The organism is Hyphomicrobium sp., from assembly GCF_020852195.1.
GTDB lineage: Bacteria > Pseudomonadota > Alphaproteobacteria > Rhizobiales > Hyphomicrobiaceae > Hyphomicrobium_C.
Genome location: NZ_JADZBI010000137.1, coordinates 75233 through 93741, shown reverse-complemented (window position 1 = coordinate 93741; position 18509 = coordinate 75233). Strand labels below are relative to the sequence as shown.

19 protein-coding genes and 1 tRNA gene are annotated in these 18509 nt (G+C 64.1%); 9 read left to right on the top strand and 11 right to left on the bottom strand.

The window, feature by feature from the left end:
- The first annotated feature begins 39 nt into the window (after positions 1 to 39).
- Positions 40 to 315, top strand: coding sequence for a hypothetical protein (locus IT540_RS11545; protein WP_291177563.1), 276 nt, complete (start codon positions 40 to 42; stop codon positions 313 to 315).
- Here the strand turns inward: IT540_RS11545 and IT540_RS11540 are convergent.
- Positions 244 to 456, bottom strand: a complete 213-nt coding sequence (locus IT540_RS11540) for a hypothetical protein (RefSeq protein WP_291177560.1) — start codon at positions 454 to 456, stop codon at positions 244 to 246. The genes IT540_RS11545 and IT540_RS11540 overlap by 72 nt on opposite strands.
- A gap of 368 nt (positions 457 to 824) precedes the next feature.
- On the opposite strand from IT540_RS11540, the gene IT540_RS11535 reads away from it, so the two are divergent.
- A complete protein-coding gene (locus IT540_RS11535; RefSeq protein WP_291177557.1) occupies positions 825 to 1076 on the top strand; it encodes a hypothetical protein in 252 nt (83 codons plus the stop codon).
- Positions 1077 to 1085: 9 nt separating this feature from the next.
- Here IT540_RS11535 and IT540_RS11530 read toward each other — a convergent pair whose 3' ends face one another.
- The 6 genes from IT540_RS11530 to IT540_RS11505 all read right to left on the bottom strand — a co-directional run bounded on the left by IT540_RS11530 (position 1086) and on the right by IT540_RS11505 (position 7095).
- Complete coding sequence (locus IT540_RS11530) at positions 1086 to 1928, bottom strand: ABC transporter permease (protein WP_291177554.1); 843 nt, start codon at positions 1926 to 1928, stop codon at positions 1086 to 1088.
- The gene (locus IT540_RS11525; RefSeq protein ID WP_291177551.1) at positions 1925 to 3109 is read right to left on the bottom strand and encodes an ABC transporter substrate-binding protein; all 1185 of its coding nucleotides are present in this window, start codon (positions 3107 to 3109) and stop codon (positions 1925 to 1927) included. Before IT540_RS11525 ends, IT540_RS11530 begins: the two co-directional genes overlap by 4 nt.
- A 30-nt stretch (positions 3110 to 3139) precedes the next feature.
- Positions 3140 to 3913 (bottom strand): ABC transporter ATP-binding protein, encoded by a 774-nt coding sequence (locus IT540_RS11520; protein ID WP_291177548.1) that lies wholly within the window; start codon positions 3911 to 3913, stop codon positions 3140 to 3142.
- Positions 3910 to 5025 carry an acyl-CoA dehydrogenase family protein gene (locus IT540_RS11515; RefSeq protein ID WP_291177545.1) on the bottom strand — a complete coding sequence of 372 codons (1116 nt, stop codon included), beginning with the start codon at positions 5023 to 5025 and terminating at the stop codon, positions 3910 to 3912. The genes IT540_RS11520 and IT540_RS11515 overlap by 4 nt, the downstream gene beginning before the upstream one ends.
- On the bottom strand, positions 5022 to 5594 hold the full coding sequence (locus IT540_RS11510) for a carboxymuconolactone decarboxylase family protein (RefSeq protein WP_291177542.1): 573 nt from the start codon (positions 5592 to 5594) through the stop codon (positions 5022 to 5024). Before IT540_RS11510 ends, IT540_RS11515 begins: the two co-directional genes overlap by 4 nt.
- A 616-nt stretch (positions 5595 to 6210) precedes the next feature.
- Positions 6211 to 7095 carry an NmrA family NAD(P)-binding protein gene (locus IT540_RS11505; protein WP_291177539.1) on the bottom strand — a complete coding sequence of 295 codons (885 nt, stop codon included), beginning with the start codon at positions 7093 to 7095 and terminating at the stop codon, positions 6211 to 6213.
- Positions 7096 to 7185: 90 nt separating this feature from the next.
- On the opposite strand from IT540_RS11505, the gene IT540_RS11500 reads away from it, so the two are divergent.
- The 6 genes from IT540_RS11500 to IT540_RS11475 all read left to right on the top strand — a co-directional run bounded on the left by IT540_RS11500 (position 7186) and on the right by IT540_RS11475 (position 13357).
- The gene (locus IT540_RS11500; RefSeq protein WP_291177536.1) at positions 7186 to 8112 is read left to right on the top strand and encodes a LysR family transcriptional regulator; all 927 of its coding nucleotides are present in this window, start codon (positions 7186 to 7188) and stop codon (positions 8110 to 8112) included.
- A 419-nt stretch (positions 8113 to 8531) separates the two neighbouring features.
- Positions 8532 to 9521, top strand: coding sequence for a helix-turn-helix domain-containing protein (locus tag IT540_RS11495; RefSeq protein WP_291177533.1), 990 nt, complete (start codon positions 8532 to 8534; stop codon positions 9519 to 9521).
- Positions 9522 to 9986: 465 nt separating this feature from the next.
- The gene (locus tag IT540_RS11490; protein ID WP_291177530.1) at positions 9987 to 12083 is read left to right on the top strand and encodes a TonB-dependent siderophore receptor; all 2097 of its coding nucleotides are present in this window, start codon (positions 9987 to 9989) and stop codon (positions 12081 to 12083) included.
- Positions 12084 to 12086: 3 nt separating this feature from the next.
- Positions 12087 to 12533, top strand: a complete 447-nt coding sequence (locus IT540_RS11485; protein WP_291177527.1) for a hypothetical protein — start codon at positions 12087 to 12089, stop codon at positions 12531 to 12533.
- Entirely contained in the window at positions 12530 to 13039 is a 510-nt protein-coding gene (locus tag IT540_RS11480; protein WP_291177524.1) for a hypothetical protein, read from the top strand. Before IT540_RS11485 ends, IT540_RS11480 begins: the two co-directional genes overlap by 4 nt.
- Before the next feature lie 15 nt (positions 13040 to 13054).
- Entirely contained in the window at positions 13055 to 13357 is a 303-nt protein-coding gene (locus IT540_RS11475) for a hypothetical protein (RefSeq protein WP_291177520.1), read from the top strand.
- A 121-nt stretch (positions 13358 to 13478) separates the two neighbouring features.
- Here the strand turns inward: IT540_RS11475 and IT540_RS11470 are convergent.
- Together IT540_RS11470 and IT540_RS11465 are read right to left on the bottom strand one after the other, a co-directional pair.
- Positions 13479 to 13553: transfer RNA gene (locus IT540_RS11470), tRNA-Val, on the bottom strand.
- A gap of 126 nt (positions 13554 to 13679) precedes the next feature.
- Positions 13680 to 13928 carry a sulfurtransferase TusA family protein gene (locus tag IT540_RS11465; protein WP_291177517.1) on the bottom strand — a complete coding sequence of 83 codons (249 nt, stop codon included), beginning with the start codon at positions 13926 to 13928 and terminating at the stop codon, positions 13680 to 13682.
- Between the two features lie 432 nt (positions 13929 to 14360).
- Between IT540_RS11465 and IT540_RS11460 the strand changes: the two genes are divergently transcribed.
- On the top strand, positions 14361 to 16856 hold the full coding sequence (locus IT540_RS11460; protein WP_291177513.1) for an MMPL family transporter: 2496 nt from the start codon (positions 14361 to 14363) through the stop codon (positions 16854 to 16856).
- Here IT540_RS11460 and IT540_RS11455 read toward each other — a convergent pair.
- The gene (locus IT540_RS11455; protein WP_291177509.1) at positions 16829 to 17497 is read right to left on the bottom strand and encodes a hypothetical protein; all 669 of its coding nucleotides are present in this window, start codon (positions 17495 to 17497) and stop codon (positions 16829 to 16831) included. The two genes, IT540_RS11460 and IT540_RS11455, sit on opposite strands and share 28 nt — an antisense overlap.
- Before the next feature lie 134 nt (positions 17498 to 17631).
- Positions 17632 to 18405 (bottom strand): ferredoxin--NADP reductase, encoded by a 774-nt coding sequence (locus IT540_RS11450; protein WP_291177506.1) that lies wholly within the window; start codon positions 18403 to 18405, stop codon positions 17632 to 17634.
- Positions 18406 to 18509: the final 104 nt, after the last annotated feature.

Sequence of the window (18509 nt, the reverse complement as noted above, 5' to 3'; positions counted from 1 at the left end):
ATCGGCTACGCCCAGTCTGTGGATTAGGAGGATAACTCCATGGCCATGGAACGAGACGCGGCATTTGCCGTCATCCAGCGCGCCCTCGAGACGTTCAGCGCCGAGGTAGGCCGGGCGCGCGCCGAGCAGGCTGCAAGCGAGGAGACCATCGCTTCCGTCGAGTACGAGCTCAGCGAGCTTCGCAAGCTGATTGCCGAGAACACGCTCCCGGCGCCGGGTGAAACCAGGTTCGCGAATCCGCTGTCAGATGTCGAGATACTTGGCGAGAACGTCGGAGGTGGGCTGCTGCGGCGGCTCGCCGGCCGCGCCGCCTGACGCATCGGTGCCGGCCAAGAGCTGCTCCGCATCGGTGGGGTCTGCACCGAGATTGTCCATCAGCGTTTGCGCCAGCTCCTCGCGCTCCTCCGGCGGAAGCTTCAATGCGGCGAGCAGAATAGCCTTGACGCGCTCGTTCATCGGCATGCCTCGCGGGCAATGATTCGATCTTCCAAGCTTACTACAGGTCGGCTGGAGAAGCTGTAGACCGTCAGACGCGTGATCTTCTCCGCGTCATCTGGTCGGCCTCCGGAACGGAAAGGGGCCAATCGGTGGGCTGGAGACAGTTCAGCACCGGCCGTATTTCGCTCGCCGCTTTGCCTCTTGGGCCGGCGTGCGCAATCGAGAACTGCCTGTTGAGGCTGCGTCTTGCGGGGCCGTATCGAGCTGCGGACTGACTATGCACTGCTGATCTTCTTGGTTTGGCTGCCATCCTGGCGGGCCTATATCGAACGTAAGCCCGAACCCCTGCACCGGTTCGGCTATGTCTTCGAGGAGGCTCGAAAACGATGTCAAATGTGACTGAGCTCGAACCCGGCGATCGGATCGAGATCCGCTATCGTTCGGCTGCAACGGTGCCTGGAGCCGGAGAGGAGCAGCGCGACAGATGGATCGCGGCCGAGGTCAAGAGCATCGACGGCGGCCGCTGGCCTCTTGCCCGCCTCGCCGACGGGCAATTGACGGAGGTCCGGCGATATATGGAGTGGCGCTACGCCTCCGCACATTTGCGACCGCCGCGCCCACATCCGAAGTCGGCGTAGCCTCGAACATCACTCGCTGGAGGCGGGAAGCCAGCGGCTGTGAAGAGCGCGCGCCGCAGCGTCGAGAAGAAAGCCGAGCAGGCCGATGACGATCACCATCGCCATGAGTTCGGAATAGGCGAGGCGGTCGCGGGTATCGAGGATCATGTAGCCGAGGCCGGCCGAAACGCCGAGCATCTCGCAAGGCACCAGCACGATCCACAGGATGCCGATGGCGAGCCGCACGCCGGTCAGAACGTGACCCACCACGCCGGGGATGACGACATGGATCAGGTTCTCCCATGGCGTCGCGCAAAGACTGCGTGAAAGCGTCAGCCACGCGGGGTCGAGGTGCCGGACACCGGCTGCCGTATTGAGCAGGATCGGCCACACGGCGGCGAACGTCAGCAGGAAATAGATTGGATAGTCGCCGACGCCGAGCACCATCACGGCGATCGGCATCCACGACAGCGGCGAGATCATGCGCAGGAGCTGAAATGCCGGCGACGTCGCGGCCTCGACGGTTTTGTTGAGGCCGACGACCAGGCCAACCGGCACGCCGATGGCCAGCGCCAGCACGAGACCCACCAGGATCCGTTTGAGACTGACGGCAACGTGCAGCGCGAGGTCGGAGCTCGACAACAACTGAAAGAGGCTAGAGAACGTCGCTTGCGGCGCGAAGCGGGCCTCGAGGCTGTCCGGCGCGGCGAGCAGATCGGTTGCGATCCACCACGCGAGCACGATGAGCCCGAGCCCGGCGAGGCCGTGCACGAACCGGAGCGGCGCGCCAGATCTGCGGCGGAGCTTGCGCTCCGCCGGCTGCCGTTGCGAGACGTCGTTCTGCGCCGCGATGCCGTCGATCACCTCGCTCACGTCAGGATGACTTCCTTGCGCTCGAAGCCGTCGGGGAGACCGAACGCCGTCAGGCCGCCGTTTGCGAGAACGGATTTCTTGACGAAGCTGTCGTCCACCAGATCCTTCGCCGCGAATGCCGGATCGAGCGCCTCGAGGAAGCGCCTGTCGCCCTCGATGAGCGTCCGCTTGAGCAGCTTCACCAGCTCCTCCGTATAGCTCGGATACGGGTACGGCTGGAAATCGATCCGCTGCTCGTTCCACTCCTTGTGGACGATCGCGCCGGACGCCAGATACTCCGTGATGTCGGTCTTCTCGGGCGACAGCACTTTCTTCAGCACCTCGACCGCGTGCGGCGTATATTTGTTGGCTCCGTCCTTCGACAGGAGCTTCGCCGTTTCGAGGCGGTTGGCGCGTGTCCAGACCTGAGCCTTGACGACCGCATCGACAACTTTCTGCGACCACTCGGCGCGCTGGTTCAAGTCGCGCTCGTGCAGAAGCACGACGCAGCAGGCGTGATCCTTCCACACGTCGCCCGTAAAGCGCAGCACCTTGCCAACGCCGAGCGCCTCGCCTGCGGCATTGAACGGCTCGGCGACGATGTAGCCCGCGATCTGCTTCGCCGCGAGGGCAGGCACCATGTCGGACGGCGCCAGGATGACGAGGCTCACCTCGTTCTGCGCCGGATTGTCCTTCTTCGATACGGGCGTCAGCCCGTTGGCGCGCAGGAGCTCCTGCAGCACCACGTTATGGATCGAGTACCAGAACGGAATGGCGACGGTCTTGCCGCCGAGCTCCTTGACCGAGCTGATGTCCTTGGCGACCGTCAGCGCCGAGCCGGCGGTGTGGTTCCATGCGACGACCTTGGCCGGCACCTTGCTGCTGTAGCGCGCCCAGACCGCGATCGGCGACAGCACGTGGACGACGTTGACCTGACCTGAGATGAAGGCTTCGACCAACTGCGCCCAGCTTCTGAGCAGCACCGGCTTCTCGGCCTTGATACCCTCGGCTTCGAAATAGCCGTTGGCGTGGGCGACCAGCAGCGGCGTGGCATCGGTGATCGGCAGATAGCCGATCTTTACCGGTTCGTCCGGCGCCTGCGCGCGGGCTTCGAACGCGTTGAGGAACGGGAGGGCTCCGCCAGCGGTCAGGAGCGCCGAGAGCTTCATCACATCGCGTCGCGAGAAAAAGTCGTCATTCATGGCAAGTCCCCCTTAGAGCTGCGTTGTTTTTCAGTGATGGCGTACGATGGCCGCGTGCAGGGCCTGGACGATCTCGATGCGGATCCGGCCAAGCTCGGCCAAGCGGTCGTGGCGTGGTTGCGGGTGATCGATGCGCCACTGCGCAAGCTCGCGTGCCGGCGCTCCTCCGATCAGAACGATGCGGTCGGAGAGCAGCAGAGCCTCATCGATATCGTGGGTCACGAGCACCGTGGCCGTGCGGAACTCGCGCACGACGGAGAGCAGCAGGCTTTGCATGTCCGCGCGCGTGATCTCATCCAGCGCGCCGAAGGGCTCATCGAGCAGCAGCGCCTTGGGCTGACGGGCGAGGCAGCGTGCGAGCGCCGCGCGCTGCGCCATGCCGCCGGACAGCTCGGCCGGGAGGCGATGGCGCGCGTGGTCGAGGCCGACTTTGCGGATGGCGGCATCGGTCCGGGCACGCCGCTCTGCCGACGAAAGCCTAAGCTGGCGCGCGAAGCTCAGGCCGAACGCGACGTTGCGCTCGAGGTTGAGCCAGGGCAGGAGTCCGGGATTCTGGAACGCGATGGCAACGCGCGGGTGGACGTTCCGGATCACCTGGCCATCGACGGCGACATGTCCAGTATTCGGCTGCTGGAGCCCGGCCAATACGCGGATCAGGCTCGATTTGCCGATGCCGCTCGGGCCGAGGATGGTGACGATCTCGCCAGCATTCAGAGCGAGGCCAAAGTCCGTGATCAAGGGGCCGGCGTTGCCATATCCGAGCGCGATCTCCCGTGCTTCGAGGATTGGGTGCGCCGTGCTCACGCGACAGCTCCTTCGTCCGCGGATGCGACCGCCTTTGCGGCAAGTGCCGTCTTGAGCTGTACAAGGCTCGGCGTCACCACGGGAATGAACGCGGCCTCGCGCCATCGGCGGAAGAATCCAGCGCCGGGTCCGGCGAGATAGGCGCGCCCACCCCAGGCCTGCAGTTCCAGGTTGACTGCGGCCTCCGCGATCTCGGCCAGCGTGATGCGGATGCGGAACAGGGCCGCCGGCTCTGCCAGGAATCGGGCATTCGCCAGTCCGTCGAGCAATGCCCGTTCCTGCTCGGCAAGCGATGAGGTGAGCTCGGCGATGGAATACTCGAGCACATGACGGCCAGCACCGGATGCGGAGGCGGCCTCGTGCAACGCGCGACGTGCCAGGCCGATCGATAAGCCGCACTGGAGCCCGAGAAAGGCGGGACGCACCCGCTGCAGCCACGCGTGCGCGCTAGAGCTCAGGACATCGTCGGCCGTGATCCGCGCGTTCGCGATGGTGATCGCGGCGGTGTTGGTCGAGCGCAAGGCGATAAGATCCAGATCCGCGGAGCGCTCCACGCCGCTCGTGTCGTGAGCGAGCGAGGCGATCAACGCACTACCGTTCTTGTGGGATGCGGCCGCGGCGACGTGGAAGCCCTCGGGACGCAGGTTTGTCACCCACGGGAGCTTGCCATCGAGCACCAGCGCGTCACCGTCGTCGCGCGCCGTGATCTGGAGTTCCTCGAGGCCGGCCAGGAACTTCATGGCATTGGAGAGACCGGTCGCGCCGGCGATGCGGCCTGCGACGAGCTCGGGCAACAGGCGCTCGCGCAGCGCGCCGCTTTCGCTGTGGAGCAAGTACTCGGTATAGGTGCGGTGTCCCCAGAGCACGAAGCCGGCGGCCAGGGATAGCGCCGACACCTCGGCGATGGCGGCCACCGCATCCGTGATCTCTCCACCGGTTCCGCCGTCTGCGCGCGAAATGCCGATGCGCGTCAGCCCGCCGTTTGCGAGCGCCGGAAGCAGAGATGCAGGATGTTCTGTTCCGATGTCGAGGTCGGTGGCGGCGCTTTCCAGCCACGCCGTGGTGGTGGAGTCGACGAAGCGCGGGCTTAGTGGCTTCGCAAGCTCGGTCATGTTGCGACGGCCGCAAGCGGGCCGCTCCAACGATAGGGCTCAAGCTGCGGATTGAGCGGTGGCTTGCCTAGATTGTTGGCGAAATTGCACAGCGTGGCGAGACTGACGCCGAGCACGACCTCAAGCGCGGCTTGATCGCTGTAGCCGGCGCGCTTGAACGCCGCGAGCGCGTCATCGCTGACGGCACCGCGGGTGGCTATGACGGCTTTGGCGAAATTCGCAACGGCGCCCAGCTTCGGATCCGCAGGCGGCTGTCCCGAGCGCAAAGCCTCGACGGTCGCCTCATCGAGGCCGGCCTTCTTGTAAGCGATTGCCGTATGTCCCGCGACGCAGAAGCCGCAGCCGTGGATGGACGCAGCCGTAATCTGCACGGTCTCGCGTTCGGCCAGCGTGAGCGAGCTGCGTGCATTGATGCCGGAGACTGTGAGATAGGTTTCGAGCGCGACCGGAGCGTTGGCCAGAATGGCGAGCAGGTTTGGCAGATAGCCGTTGTTCTTTTCTGCCGTGGTGAGCGCCGCTTTGGCGGCCTCGGGAGCACTTTCAATCGTTTGGAGCGGAAGGCGCGACATGGTCCCACTGCATCTGCCGAATTGTTTTTGCCGACCGTTGATGAGAGGCGGACGGTGAGATGTATGGCGGCATGCATGCGTGACGCAAGTGGTTATAACTATTACATTTTTTATGATATAGGATCGAGCATGGATGCGGCGGCCACAACGAGAACCGTCAATCCTGGTTTGCCTCGTTTTGTGGACTGGAGTGCCTGCCGAAGCCGCTCTCGAAAAATTTTCGACTTCCGATCACGATTCCGGTTGGCGTGCTTTCAAGGCTGAATCATCGGCGACGCCGGGAATAAGCTTTGAAGCATTTGAACGCTCCCGACGGATGGCTCTGGACGGAGCCATCGAAAATAATCGAGGTGGTCGCTTGCCAAGCTCTTGAAAGGTACAGGAGTGAAGCTTCCGCTTGCTGAGCAAGAATTCTGGGCCTGGCCTGGCACCCAAGTCATGATGGCTGCGGCTCGTGCTAGGGGTTCGCGTATTGGGCGCCCTGCAAAAGTCGATGCTTCCCTATCTGCTGACAGGCAGCATCGGAAGTGACTGCAGTGCCCCAACAAGCCGACGTCAGCGACGCAAGCATCAGTGTAATTGAAATGCTTATGACTTGATGTCTGCTTGTGGGACCTCACGTTCGAACAGTGAAGGTCCGCGAAGGTGAGAGGATGCGCTCCACGGCGGCTGTCAGCGAGACGACACCACGACGCTGCTCATTCCCGTCCTCGCGCACGAAACGACCGTTAGCGATACCCTCATACATGGCGAGCAAGCCCTCCGCCGCCTTGTTATCGATCCCGTCTTTAGTAAGAATAGCCGAACGCTCCTCAGACGGAACGAATATCGGCTCCACAGGATGGCCGAGAAGCTTGGCAAAGACCATCGCCACATCGCTGGCGCTCCAGTCCTCTGGACCGCTAAGCTCCACGATCCGCTTTCCGGTCCAATTTTCGCAAAGAAGGGCAGCTCCCGTGCGGCCAACATCGATCGTGCTTACCATCGGAATCTTCTGAGTCACCTCGAGAAAGGTCGGCAGCACGCCTTCCGTCACCGCGGTGCCCGCGACTTCGCTCCAGGTCTCGACGAAATAGGCGGATCGCAGGAAGGTGATGGCTGGCGCCGTTCCCTCGAGCAGCATCTCGATCTGGTTGAGCGTGGCAATGACGCCGGTGCCCGAGGCATGCTGAGCTCCAATCGAAGACAGAACAACCGCCTTGGGCAATTGAGCAGCATGGAGCGCGTGCGCGAGTGCAGTACCCACTTCTTGGGCATGTGCGTAGGGATCGCCACTGCGCGGTGTGGGATTGAGCAGAAACGCTCCTAAGGCTCCTTTTAGCGCGGCTGCTACAGCGTCTGCATCGACAATGTCTACCATGGCCACATCCGCGCCCCGTGCGATCCATCTCTCACGATGTTCCGGTTGACGCAAGACGACGCGCACGGCCTCGCCGCGTTCGAGGAGGGCGCGAGCAATCTCACCACCTGCTCGCCCATTCGCTCCAAACACCACTTGCATAAGCTTGTCCTCCGATCGTTGGCCACCGTTACGAGGACCTAGGTACGCTCAGCTCTTTCATGCGTCTAATGCATGATTTATATATACGACATGCGTAAGGTGGATATCCGTGCGATTGATCTGAACCTTCTAGTGATGCTTGACGCGTTGCTGGAGGAGAGAAACGTTACGCGCGCCGCTCATCGGCTCGGAATGAGCCAGCCGGCCGCCAGCCGAGCCCTAGGGCGGTTGCGTGCGCTGTTTGCGGACGCCCTCCTCGTCGATGGCACGGGCGGCTACCTCCTCAGCGCTCGCGCTGAAGACATACGTCCAATGCTGCGCAGAACGTTGGCCGGCATCGGCCAAATGCTGCAGGCGAACCCATTCGATCCCGCAACAGCGACAGGCTATGCTCGACTCCTGATGCCCGATCTGCAGGCCGCCATACTTATGCCTCATCTGCTCACCCGCTTTGCAGATGAGGCGCCTGCGCTCAATCTTGACGTCCAGGCACTTGGTTCAAGTGTAATGGATGCGCTGAATAACGATGTCGCCGACGCAGCGGTGGGGTTGTTCGACGAAGCGCCCCCGGGTATCCACCGACGCCGGTTATACGAGGAAAGGCTTGTAACAATCATGCGCTCTGAGCATCCAGCCGCGCATAAAAAGCTCACGCTCGACCGGTTCCTAGCGCTTGATCATATAGTGGTGAGCATCACTGGTGTTGGGCAGGCGCCCATCGATGAGGCGCTTGCACTCATGGAGCGGAAACGACGGGTGAAGGTGCGTGCTCCGAATTTCTTCGCGGCAATGGAGATTGCTGCTCGGTCGGACCTCGTCATGACCTTGCCGGCGAGCTTGGCGCATGTCAGCGCGACTGCCGGACGCTTCGTTTCGCTGACGCCACCCCTCTCTCTTAAAAAGTTCCCGATGAGCCTAGTCTGGCACGCACGCCACCAAGACACCCCCAGGCACAAATGGCTGAGACGCGCGATCGTCGCCGCTGCAAGGGAAATCTCCGGGAAGGTTGAAATTTAGCAACTCTTGACAGCTCAACACCTCGAAAGCTGACGCTTCCCATTCCCCTGGCTAGCGCCCGCCGGTCCCGTTGGGTTCGCGGGATATGAGCCCCCCAATCTGACTCAGCGAACCAACACCACGATACTGGTGTGCACGAACGATTCTGGCGGGAACAGGTATCCCGCAATGGGATGCTTCGGCCCAGCGACATGTTCCATTGTCGCTGGTTGTCAGGTGTCCGATCAAAGTCGGTAAGCGGACGTCTTTAGAAGGCACGCTTCACGCGGGTCTCCATCAGAACGAATGTCCGCAAATGGGACAAAGCGAAATACACGCGATCGCGTAACATCCGCGACTGCCACAGAAGCAAATCGGCGGTTGCAAGAATCATAAGTATACTTTAAAAGTAATCAATTATGACAGCAGTACGGTGACCAATGCGTACCGTCTATCCTGCTTCGGATGGCGAATATTCGATCGCGGACATCGCCCGCGGCTCTGCCGTTCTGGCTCCTTCCGTGCGCGTGAAGGCCAACGACCAGGCCGCCGAGCAGGTGCGTGGGCCGGCCATCAACGGCTTCCTGCTGGCAAACGAAGTACAGCCGGGCCTGTTCGCAACCGGCCACCGCGCGACCTATCTCGACGATTTCAATGTCGAGATCGAGGTCGGGGCGTCTCTCGTGTGCGGGATCCTGCTTGGAGGAGAATCCGAGCCCGTCTACGTCGAGGGGAAGCCCATCTACTACATCCTCGATCGCCCGCTCTTGATCGGGTTCGGAAAGCCTGTCCGATCTGCAAGCTGCTGGAAGGCGGGGCAGGAGAACACCTGTGCCGGCTTTACGCTGCAGCAAGGGTTCTTCGAGCGGCTGGGGATCCACGTGGCCGACGACGGGCTGTCGCGTCTGCACGATCTGCTCACCTCAGACGTCTGCTCGATGGTACTGCCGAAGAGCCGCAGGCTCACGGAAATCGCGCAACAGAACCTGACCCATCCCTACGACGGACGGCTCGGAGAGCTTTTCCTCGAGGCGAATACGCTTGCCTTCGTTATCGAGACTGCCCGGCTGCTCGAGGAGGCGCAGCGCATCGCCGGGCTCGTCGGGCGCAAGCAGTACGATCGTGTCATGCAGGCGCGCGAGATCCTTGACGCCAACATCGCCGATCCGCCGAAGTCGCTCGACCTCGCGCGACAGGTGGGTGTGTGCCTTACAACGCTGCAGACGAGCTTCAAGGCTGCTTTCGGCCAGTCGATATTCGGCTACGTGCGCCAGCAGCGGCTTGAGTTATCGCGGCGACTGCTGAGGGATACCGAGCTCTCCGTGGCCGAGATCGGCTATCGTGTCGGCTTCTCCAACGCGGCCGCGTTTACCGCCGCCTATCGCCGCCAATACGGCTTTCCCCCGACAAAGGAAGCCGGCCGGCGCTGACGGAATCTGCGTTCCGCCGATACTATTTTGTTGATTCACAATATATAGAAATATGGCGTAGGGTTCAGACGCCTCGCTAAATTCGGCTCGCATGCTCGAGGTGTGAGAGCCGCAGCCTCGCAAGGCAGCCTCCTTCGAGCAGGACCGTTCGGGGTGCTTGTGGGGGATGACGTGAGAACTGTGACCATTGCGCCTGCGGGGGCGGACGCATTGTGCCGGCGTGCCAAGAGCGCCCGGCTTTGCCGGATATGTGCGAGCCTGCTGCTCGCTGGCGCCGCGTGGACCGGTTCCGGCCCGACCTTCGCACAAGAGGCTTCCCAGGCTCTTCCGCCGCTTGTTGTCGAGGGCGCGGCGCCCAAGGGTGCCAAGGCGAAGAGGGCACCGTCCGCGCCGACGGCAAAGCAGGCGCAGCCGGTTGCCGCACCTGCGTTGGAGACTGGAAGTGACAACGGGACGGGCCCGACTGTGGAGACTGCGCGCGGTCCGGTGGACGGCTACGTCGCCAAGCGCAGCGCCACGGGCACGAAGTCCGACACGCCGATCCTGGAGACACCGCAGTCCCTGTCTGTGGTCACCGCAGACCAGATCCGCACCCAGAGCGCCGAGACCATCGGCCAGGCGTTGCGCTACGTCCCCGGCATCATCGCCGAGACCGGCGGCGGCAACGACGGCGCGCGCTACGATTTCCAAACGCTGCGCGGGTTCGGCTATGTCGGCACGCACTATCTCGACGGCCTCAAGGCCACGTTCGGCGTCGGCAACCTCAGCATGGCGCAGTTCGATCCCTATTTCCTCGAGCGCGTCGAGGTCATCCGCGGGCCCGCGTCCGTTCTCTACGGGCAGAACCCGCCGGGCGGCCTGATCAACATGGTCGGCAAGCGGCCGCTCGAGGAGTCGTTCAACGAGGTCACGATCAAGGCGGGCACGCACGACCGCCTGCAGGCCGGCTTCGATTTCAGCGGTCCCCTCAACGACCAGGGGACGGTGCTTTACCGCGTGACCGGAATCGGCAAGCGTGCCGACAACGCGGTCGACTTCGTCGAGGAGGAGCGCCTCGCGATCGCCCCTTCGCTGACGCTGAAACCGCTCTCGGGCACAGCCCTAACGTTCTACGGCGGCTATCAGAAGGATCCCAAGGGCGGCTTCTACGGAAATCTGCTTGAAGATGGCGTCACCCAGCCGTTTCCGGGTGGAGGATACTTCCGCCGCAGCTTCAACCCCGGCGATCCCTCGTTCGATCACTTCGAGCGCGAGCAGAACCATGTCGGTGTCGAGCTCGACCATCGCGTCAACGAGACATGGTCTCTGCGCCATCATAGCCGCTACATTCACACCGATGCTGCGGTCCGCGGCTTCCTCGCCACAGGCTTTGTGGCGCCGAGCAGCATCAGCCGCACCACGCTCGACGTGGAAGCCGACACGAGCGCCTTCACGACCGATACGCAGCTCGAGGCACGTTTCCGGACCGGAGGCATGAGCCATACGCTGCTCTTGGGCGCCGATTACCTCCACAGCGAGTGGAACAACACGCAGGGCGTCGGCCTGGGCGCGCCGCTGCTCGATGTCTGGAACCCGGTATATGGACAACCCGTGCCCGTTCCGGACGGGTTTCCCGCCGCCTTCCTTTTCGAGGACGGCGTCAAGACCCAGGAGCAGCTCGGTCTCTACGTCCAGGATCAGATCAGGATCGACCGGTTCATCGTCACGCTCGGCGGGCGCTATGACTGGGCGACAACCGAGAACGACACGGACGGCTGGATCGGCGCGCCACCCGAACTGGGAGGCGTTTCGACGGGCACCTCTCAGACGCTCAAAGACGAAGCTTTTTCCGGCCGTGCCGGCCTGACCTATATGTTCGACAACGGCCTTGCGCCCTACGTCAGCTATGCGACCTCGTTCGTGCCGGTGCTCGGCGCGACGGCGGATGGCACGCCATTCGAGCCTATCAAGGGCGAGCAATGGGAGGGCGGTCTAAAATACGAACCGCGCGGGCTCAACGCGCTGTTCACGGCAGCGGTCTTCGAGATCACGCAGGAGAACGCGCTCACGGCCGCGGCTGGCGTCTGCGGCGCCGCTCCGTGCCAGACGCAGGCTGGCGAGATCCGCGCCCGCGGGGTCGAGCTCGAGGCGAAGGCGGAGCTGTGGCGCGGCCTCAACGTCATCGGCTCCTACACCTACCTCGACTCCGAGGTCACCAGGTCGTCCGTCGCCGATCACATCGGCAAGAAGACCACGGCCGTGCCGAAGCACATGGCCGCGCTGTGGGCGGATTACACCATCCAGTCGGGGACCTTCACGGGGCTCGGCTTCGGCACCGGTGTCCGTTACTTCGGCGAGACCTACATCGACGCCTTGAACCAGCGCACGGTGCCCGACTTCACGCTGGTCGATGCGATGGTTCGCTACGATCTTGGGCGCGCGACACCGGTGCTCGACGGCTATCACCTTGCCGTCAACGCCAGCAACCTGTTCGACGAGACCACCATCTCCTGCGCCGCCGAGAACTGGTGCAACTACGGCCTCGGCCGCGTCGTCACCGGCAGCCTGACCTACCGCTGGTGACGCATGGCAGACGATGCAATCGCACCTCCCTATACGGAAGACGATCTGGCCGATCTCTACGATTTCTCGGGATGGCCGGTGGTCATCGCGCGCTTGCCGGGCTACGCCGCATTCGGTTCCGACGGCATGCGCCGCTGGATTGCCGGTTTCGAGCTCGCGATCGCTCGCGACGAACCCTTTGTCGCCATCCTCGACCTCGCCGCATACCTCAAGGACCCGCGTGAGGACCCGGAGCAGAAGAAGGAGGGCGCCAAATGGATGAAGCGGTACCGTGAGCGCTACAACAGAGTGTGCCGCGGCAACATCTACGTCGTCGCCGACGCTGAAGCTCGCAAGCTCGTGCAGCGCGAGGCCCTGACCAACAGCACCAAGTTCAGCTTTCCGTTCGAGGCCGTTGCCACCATGGATGAGGCCCAGGCTCTCGCGAAGAAGCTGCTGGCTGGCTCATGACGCTCGCGCGAAGCATCATCGTGACCGGGCTCGCGCCGTCGGCCGTGCTGACGGTGCTGATCTTCATCAGCCTGTGGCATGAGCCGCGAATCTGGCTCCACGATGCGCCGCAGAGCCTTCAGGATAAGGTGCCGCCCAAGACCGAGCGCGAGGTCGCGCTGACGTGGGCCTATTCCGTGCTGTTCCTGCCGCTGTTCTTCGGCGTTCCGATCCTCTCGACAGTGCGGTTGCTCGGGCGCAATCCCGGCCTCGGGTTCTGGAGTGGGTTTGCCAATGCGGCGGGCATCGTCCTGGTGTTCGGTCTCGTCGACCTCGTGCTCATCGACTGGCTGGTCGTATGCTGGCTAACTCCCTCGTTTCTCGTCATCCCGGGAACCGAGGGCGCGGCGGAGTACAAGGATTACGGCTTTCATGCGGTCGGCTTCCTTATCGGCTTGCCGCTGATGGCAGCGACCGGCCTCATTGCCGCGCTCATCGCGACCAGAATGCGGCGTCGCCGTGGCTGAGACGGCACGCTTGAGGTGCTCATCGTCGATTCCGTCGACGAGCGCCAACGGGCGATCGCGGCGGCATGCAAGATCGTTTCGTTCTGCGCCGGCGCCATCCTCGGCGGCGGCGTGATGGTCGCCGTCACCGAAACCATCGGCTGGACTGGCATCTTCCTCGGCCTCGCGTCTCTTGGAGCGGTTGCGGCACTGTCCGTGATCTTCCTTGGCGGAATGGAGCGCGGCGCCGGTGCGCGTGCGCCGTTCTCACTTCGCAACCTTGCAAAGCGTCCCAGATTCCTGAAGCGGATCGGCCTCGACTGCCTGTTGTTCAAGTGATTGAAGAACACAAAAGTATTATAGTCCGTCAGCTGATAAAAACGTGGGCACCCAGTGTGGCACCTAACTTTTGAGTTAAGTAGTTGAAGAAACACGAGGGCTTTTATCTGAACGAAGTGCATGGTGGGCGGTACTGGGATTGAACCAGTGACCCCACGCGTGTGAAGCGTGTGCTCTCCCGCTGAGCTAACCGCCCGGGACCGCTGCCGTTGAAAAGGAGATGCGGTCGGATGCACGGCTCTGGCGTGCAAGGTGCCCCTTATGCGAGGTGGCTCCCCGTGGTGTCAAGGGCTAGGGCGCGATCATGCGTGGGCGCCGCGGCTCAGGCTCCCTCGGCGGCCTTGCGGATCAGGAACCTGTGCACGCCGGCAGCGGCACTTTGCCCGACCAGGCGATGCCCGGTGGCCTTGCAGAAGGCAGCGAAATCCTCAGCCGCGCCGGGGTCGCTGGCCAGCACCTCGAGCACCGCGACCGGCGCCATCCCGGCCAGCGCCTTGCGGGCCTTGAGGACCGGCAGCGGGCATGTGAGGCCGATGGCATCGAGCGATGTGACGGCCGGATCGGACGCCATGGGCCGTTGATCCTCTCCCAAGCCATGATCGCCCAGGACCCCACCAGTCCGAGGCGTGAATCAGCGGTCCGATCAAATGCCTGGAGCGCAATCGCGCGACAGGCAAGGGACGGTGAAATTAGAATGTTCGATACCCGCCCGCAACGGCCCGGCGAATAGAGCGGGACGGCGCCGGGCGGAGCCTTGCACCGCCCATCGGCCGGTGTCACGCTCTGCCGCAAAGGGCGATTCCAGCGCCGCAGGCGGGCCGCGTTCGACGTCAGCCGCGACATGGAAGCGCCGCAAGAAACAATCGCTTTGAAGTCTGCGTTGAAGCCCCCGGTAGCTGGATGGCGTCGGGTCACTGCGCCAAGTGCGGGGTGCAAGACGCAGCGTGGAGCACGTTCACACCCGAGCATCCCTCCATCGAACTCGAACGTGCCTGGACGATGCATGGCCGACACCGACACACCGCGCCGATCGTTTCTGTTCTCGTTCGGCCTCGATCGCCTGGGCCTGATCGCGTTGAGGGCGCCCTATATCGCGGCGGGGCTCATTGCTGTGCTGACGGCGCTCGCGCTTCTTGGTGTGTCCAGGCTCAGCGTCGACGACAGCCTGTCCGAGCTGTTCCGCACCGACACCGCCGAGTTCCGCCAGTATGAGGAGATCGACCGCCGCTTCCCCTCGAGCGAGTACGACGTGCTCGTGGTCGTGGAAGGAAACGCCATCCTCTCGCGCGAGCGCCTCGAGGTGTTCCGCAACGCGGTGGTCGAGCTGCAGCTCACCGACGGCGTCGGTGGCCTCGTCTCGATGCTCTCGGCGCGCAGCATTCCCGATGCCAACGGTTACGCGGCACCCATCGTTCCCGACGAGCTGCCCGAGGACAACGCCGCCTATGCCGACATCATCGACGCCCTCGCCAACAACGATATCGTCAAGGGCAAGTTCCTCTCCGACGAGGGTGATCTGGCGCTGATCGTCATCGCGCTCGACCGCGCCACGGTCAAGGAGCGCACGGCCAAGGTCGTCATCAACGGCATCAAGGAGGTGGTGGATCGGGAACTTGCGGGCTCAGGGCTCACCGCCAAGCTGACGGGCGCGCCGGTCATGCAACTCGAGATCAGGAACGCGGTCGAGCGCGACCGCCTCGTCTACAACGGCCTCGGCTTCATCGCCGGCTTCGCCATCGCCTACCTGTTCTTCCGCCGCCTGTCGCTGACCCTCATCGCCGTGCTAGGGCCCACCATTGCCATCCTGTGGACGCTTGGCGTGCTGGGCGGTCTCGACTTCCGCCTGAACCTGTTCATCAACGTCATCACGCCGCTGATCCTGGTGTCGGGGTTCTCGGATTCCATGCACCTCGTGTTCGCCATCCGCCGCGACATCCTGGCCGGGGTCGATCGCATCGAGGCGGCGCGCAACGCCGTGCGCGACGTGGCCCCCGCCTGCCTGCTGACGGCCATGAACCAGGCCATCGCGCTCGTTTCGTTCGCCTTTGCCGAATCCGCGCTGATCCGCACCTTCGGGCTTGCTGCGCTGATGGCCGTCTTCATCTCCTACACGGCCGTCGCCGTGGTCGTGCCGACGCTCGCAGCCCTCCTCGTGCGCCGCGAGCCGGCCGCCGAGGTCGACCCGCACGAGCGCGAGGAAGGCGGCGTCGGCGTCCTGCAGCGCCTGAGCGACAGGGTGATCGGCTTCGTCGGCGCGCGCCCGCTCGCCTTCGTGCTCCTCGGACTCGCCGTGGTCGCCGGCACCGGACATGCCTTCTTCAGCCTGAAGCCCATGTACCGCCTGGCCGATCAGGTGCCGGACAAGGAGCAGGCGCTGGCCGCCACTGGCAGCCTCGATGAGAAGCTGACCGGCGCCAACCCCGTGCACGTCATGATCGAATGGAAGGGCGGCGACGCTCTCAACGCCGACGGCTCGCCGCCGATCAAGCTCTATGAGGAGCGCACGCTCTCCGTCATCGCCGAGGCGCACGAGATCCTGGAAGCCCAGGCGGGTCTCGGCAACGTGTGGTCGATGGAGAGCCTGCGGCGCTGGCTCAAGGAGGCGGGCGACCCCAGCATCGCCAACATCCAGCGCTATGTGCGCATCCTGCCCGAGCACCTGCGGCACCGCTTCCTCACCGAGGACGAGACGGCTGTGCTCGTCACCGCCCGCCTGCCCGACATCGACGCCAGCGAGATCCTGCCCGTGGTGGAGAAGATCGACCACGCGCTCGACGCGGTGCGCAAGCGCCATCCCGGCTACGAAATCTCAGTCACCGGCCTGCCTGCCATCGCCGCGCGCAACTCCGCCACCCTGATCAGCGAGCTGACCTGGGGCCTCGTCGGCGACATCTTCCTGGTCTTCATCTTCTTGGGGCTCGCTCTGCGCTCGCTGATGGTCGGCGTGTCGAGCGTTCTGCCGTCGCTGTTCCCGATCTTCGCCACCGGCGCGATCTTGTACTACTCAGGCCAGGGCCTGCAGTTCGCCTCCATCGTCGCCATCACCGTGGCGTTCTCGCTCGCGATCGATTCCACCATTCACTTCCTGAACCGCTTCCGCTTGGAGGAGGAGCGCGTCGCCGAGGCAGCGGCAAAGGCCGAGCTCGATGACGGGAAATATCGCCTGCGCGGCGCCGACGACGATGCCGCCATGAAGCCGGACCCCGCGCGCGAGGCCCTGGCCCGAACGGCCCATCACATCGGCCCGGCGGTCATCCTCACGACGATCGTGCTGGCGCTGGGGCTCGGCGTCACCGTGCTGTCCGACCTCCCGTCGCTACGGCTCTTCGGGGAGCTGGCGGCCATCTGCCTCTTTGCCTCGCTCGTGGGTCAGCTCGTCATCCTGCCGGCCACCGTCGCGCTCTTCCGCCGCCACTTCCCGCTCGGCGGACGCAAGCAGCCGACCGCGGAGGACGTCGAGCCGGTGGGCCGCTACCAGTCCTCTCGCCAGAGCGGATAGGCCATTGCCCCGCGCGGAATGGTGATCTTTCCTGCGCGGTCGATTTCGCTCGAGCCACCGAGCTCCGCGGCAAGCTTGTTGACGATGTCGACCTTGAGGCCGGCGCTGGCCGCCTGCGTGTACTTGATCTGGTACTCGAAACGCCCGACCGCCTGGCGCACGATCTGGAACTGGAAGCGGCCCTGGTCGCCCTGCGGGTTCGCCGACCCGAGGCACCGCTTGCGCAGTGCGGCGAGCTTGTCCTCCGTGTACTCGTAGATCGTCCCGGTAAACGTCAGCGTGACGTCCTCGACGTACGAGCCCTTGAAGTTGGCGTTGAGCAGGCTCGCCCAGCCGGCGGAGAGCCCGAACGTCTTCTGGTCGCGCACCGCGAACGCGGCGCTGTCGAGGTTCTCCTCGATGCCGTCCTTGTCGAACGGCGCCCGGCAGCGCACGACGTTGAGCTTGAGCAGTTTCTCGCCGGTCCGCTGGAAGGTGCGCTTGTCGAAATGCCCCCGCGCGATGGTGCCTGGCGTATAGGCCGCGAGCGGCGGGCTCATCCGGTAGACGTTGAGGTTGTCGGCGATGGCATCGGCAAGGGCGCTGGAAGGAAAGGCGAGCGCCGCCACCAGCGCCCAAGCACTCGACCGCACGCCACGCATGACACCCCCCGGCACCCGCACACAACCGCCGTGATGCTAATCACGGCGTCATTGCGGGAGCAATCGGCAGTAGACGAATTAGATCCGGTGTGCCGCGCCGGCCACGACCGCCGCCATCACCGGGCGGGTCGGTGTCACTTCTCGACGAACGCCTTCTCGATCACGAACTCGCCGGGCTCGCTGAGGCTGCCCTCCGTGAACCCTTTGGCGATGTAGAAGGCCTTGAGATCGCGCAGCATGTCGGGTCCGCCGCAGATCATGACGCGGTCGTGTTCGGCCGAGAGCGGCGGCAGCGCCAGGTCGCCGTAGAACGCATCCGAGACGACGAGGTCGGTGATGCGCCCCGTGACCTTGAACGGCTCGCGCGTCACCGTCGGACTGTAGATGAGCTTCTCGCGGATGGCTTCGCCCAGGTATTCGTCCCTGGGCAGCTCGTGCATGATCCGGTCGCCGTAGGCCAGCTCCGAGACGAGCCGGCAGCCGTGCACGAGCACGACCTTCTCGAAGCGCTCGTAGAGCGCCGGATCGCGGATGAGGCTCATGAACGGTGCCAGTCCCGTCCCCGTGCCGAGCAGATAGAGCACGCGCCCCGCCCTCAGGTTGTCGACCACGAGCGTGCCGGTGGGCTTGCGCCCGACGAGGATCTTGTCGCCCTCGCGGATGTGCTGCAGTCGCGAGGTCAGCGGCCCGTCCGGAACCTTGATGCTCAGGAACTCAAGGTAGTCATCATAGCTGGCGCTGGCGATGCTGTAGGCGCGCGTCAGCGGCCGTCCCTCGACCTCGAGGCCGATCATGACGAACTGCCCGCTCTCGAAGCGCAGGGTCGGGCTGCGCGTGGCGGTGAAGCTGAAGACGGTATCGGTCCAGTGCCTGACGGCAAGCACGGATTCGGTCGTGAAAGCTGACATGTGATGTGTCCGTTTGCACAAACTTCCCTTGGCCACGGCGCTGATGCGCCGCGGCCGCTCGACCTTCCGATGGGACTGGTGCCCTAGCCCCTACTTAGAGGGAA